The sequence below is a fragment of the Polynucleobacter sp. 39-46-10 genome (assembly GCF_002282275.1).
Genome location: NZ_NCJB01000308.1, coordinates 1 through 2715, shown reverse-complemented (window position 1 = coordinate 2715; position 2715 = coordinate 1). Strand labels below are relative to the sequence as shown.

Here is a 2715-nt window from a genome sequence, read left to right as displayed (position 1 = left end):
GATCTCCGCATCACCATGAGACCACCCTAACCTTGCGAGGTAATTCAGAATGGCTTCAGGCAAATACCCTGCTTTTTGGTAATCACGCACACTCATAGCGCCATTACGCTTACTCATTTTTTCACCAGAGTCATTGAGAACTGTCGGCAAATGGGCATATACTGGCGGCGTTCCGCCCAGCGCCTTCATGATATTAATTTGGCGCGGTGTGTTGTTGACGTGATCATCACCACGAATTACGTGAGTGATATTCATATCGAGATCGTCTACAACAACGCAGAAGTTATAGGTCGGCGTCCCGTCTGGTCGGGCTATCACTAGATCATCTAACTCATCGTTGCTAATTTCGATCTTGCCTTTGACAGCATCCTCCCAGATAACGGATCCACCTATAGGATTCTTAAAGCGAATCACCGGCAAAATACCTTCGGGTATTGCTGGCAGGATTTTTCCTGGCTCCGGGCGCCATTGACCGTTATAGCGAGGCTTTTCTTTATTAGCCATCTGTTGATCGCGTAGTTTATTGAGCTCTTCTTCGCTCATATAGCAAGGATAGGCAAGCCCAGCCTCTAACATCTGCTTAACAACTTCACGATAACGATCAATGCGCTGCATTTGATAAATCGGACCCTCATCTAGATCCAGGCCAAGCCACGCCATACCTTCGATAATGACATCGACTGCCTCCTGTGTGGAGCGCTCTAAATCCGTATCCTCAATGCGTAAAATAAAGTTGCCTTTGTTGTGGCGTGCAAAAGCCCACGGATACAAAGCACTGCGGAGGTTGCCCAAGTGAATAAAGCCCGTTGGACTAGGGGCGAATCGTGTACGTATTTGCATAAATGACATTATCTCAGGTCAGCCTATAAATTTGCCATTTAGGACTCAATTCTGAAAAAAGTGGATACTTTCACCTATGAACGAGTTACTTGTATTTATGTGCGATGGCGCCCCAGTCCGCGGGGAAATTGTTTCCATAAGCAGTGCCTGGCAGGCTGTTTTGGAGCGTCGGAATGATCCGCCTGTTATTAGACGAATGCTAGGTGACTTCGTGGGTGCAGCAACCCTCTTAAGCGCCAGCCTTAAATTTGATGGGACCTTGATTATTCAAGCTCAGAGTAAAGGTCCAATTCAGCTTCTCGTGGTTGAATGTAAGTCTGATCTGACTATTCGCGCTACGGTAAAGCTCTCCGTAGAGGCAGATAGTATTGAGCCCAACGCCACACTAGGTGAATTGCTGGATGCTGACAATACTGGGCGCCTGGTGATTACTCTTGACCCTTCTGATCGCCAACCTGGTCAAGCTCCCTATCAAGGCATTGTGGCACTCCAGGAACATCGTGGCACCGTTATTAAGCCTGTTACGAGCGCTGCTGAAGCCATCGCTTTGTACATGCAAAACTCAGAGCAGCTAGACACCCGTATTTGGTTGGCTTCAAACGACACCCATGTCGGTGGATTACTTTTGCAGCGCTTGCCCGACTCCGGAGGTCATGCCCACCTAGACCCCCAACTTGCCGCTGAAGGTTGGACCAGAATTCAGACTCTTGGTGAGACCATCACTAATGAAGAATTGCTAACTCTTTCACCCGAAACTATCTTACGCCGTCTCTTTTTAGAAGAGTCTACAGAAAGTGGTGTTCGCAGTTTCCCAGTTCGCCCTGTTCGCTTTGGTTGCCGTTGTTCTCGGGCCAAGGTGGCTGATGTCCTCAGAATGCTGGGCGAAGAGGAAGTTGAAAGCATTCTTGCAGAGCAAGGTGCTGTAGAGACCGAGTGTGATTTTTGCTCTAAAGCCTATCGCTTTGACGCCGTAGATTGCAGACAAGTTTTTAAGACAGATTTATTAGCAGACGCAACAAGACCGCCATCAAGCGGACATTAGGATGCAGGACTAGCGTTTAGCACTTGTAGGCTTTACGCCATCCGCATCATTTGTAGTGGGTTTTTCAGTTGGCAAAATTTGTACAAAAAACTCGCCTTCCTTGATCATGCCATGTTCAACGCGAGCACGCTCTTCAATTGCCCGAGTGCCCTCTTTTAAATCCTTAACATCACCAGTGAGTTTGGCATTGCGCAAGCTGAGTAGGCTATTCTTAGCCCTCTGCAAATCGAGTTGCCTCTCCATTTCGTAAACCTTGAGCCATCCACCCTTCCCCAACCAGAGTGGGTACTGTATTGCAATCAGCAATAACAGCATTGAGTAGATGGCGATACGCATAGACTAAAAGCTAGCCAATGATCAGTGCTTGAGATTGTAGAAAACCGATTTTCCTGGGTAGCTTGCAACATCACCCAAGTCTTCTTCAATACGCAATAACTGGTTGTACTTAGCAATACGATCAGATCGAGACAAAGAACCAGTCTTGATCTGGCCAGCATTGGTACCAACAGCAATATCAGCAATTGTGCTGTCTTCTGTTTCACCGGAGCGATGAGAAATCACTGCAGTGTAATTAGCACGCTTAGCCATTTCAATTGCAGCAAAGGTCTCAGTCAATGTACCAATTTGATTAATCTTAATGAGGATGGAGTTGGCAATACCCTTCTCAATGCCCTCTCTAAGAATGCGCGTGTTGGTAACAAAGAGATCATCCCCAACTAATTGGATTTTCTTACCCAATTTTTGAGTGATGTCAGCCCATCCATCCCAGTCACTCTCATGCATACCATCCTCAATCGACACGATTGGGAATTGATCGGCAAGGTTGCCGAGGT

3 protein-coding genes and 1 pseudogene are annotated in these 2715 nt (G+C 47.1%); 1 reads left to right on the top strand and 3 read right to left on the bottom strand.

Annotated elements, in window-relative coordinates:
* Positions 1-849 (bottom strand): glutamate--tRNA ligase (gene gltX / locus B7X71_RS14885; RefSeq protein WP_293601239.1); only part of this gene is annotated, 849 nt, incomplete at its 3' end.
* A 67-nt stretch (positions 850-916) separates the two neighbouring features.
* Between gltX and B7X71_RS14880 the strand changes: the two genes are divergently transcribed.
* The gene (locus B7X71_RS14880; RefSeq protein ID WP_293601237.1) at positions 917-1882 is read left to right on the top strand and encodes an Hsp33 family molecular chaperone HslO; all 966 of its coding nucleotides are present in this window, start codon (positions 917-919) and stop codon (positions 1880-1882) included.
* Between the two features lie 9 nt (positions 1883-1891).
* Here the strand turns inward: B7X71_RS14880 and ftsB are convergent, their stop codons facing one another.
* Positions 1892-2218: a cell division protein FtsB gene (gene ftsB / locus B7X71_RS14875; protein ID WP_215303645.1), complete on the bottom strand. Its 327-nt coding sequence runs from the start codon at positions 2216-2218 to the stop codon at positions 1892-1894.
* Positions 2219-2239: 21 nt separating this feature from the next.
* Positions 2240-2715, bottom strand: a pseudogene (eno, locus tag B7X71_RS14870) (phosphopyruvate hydratase); the annotation flags it as partial.

Excerpts from the sequence above, each read along its gene's own strand:
- B7X71_RS14880 (WP_293601237.1), top strand. The coding sequence starts at position 917 with ATGAACGAGTTACTTGTATTTATGTGCGATGGCGCCCCAGTCCGCGGG.
- ftsB (WP_215303645.1), bottom strand. The coding sequence starts at position 2,218 with ATGCGTATCGCCATCTACTCAATGCTGTTATTGCTGATTGCAATACAG.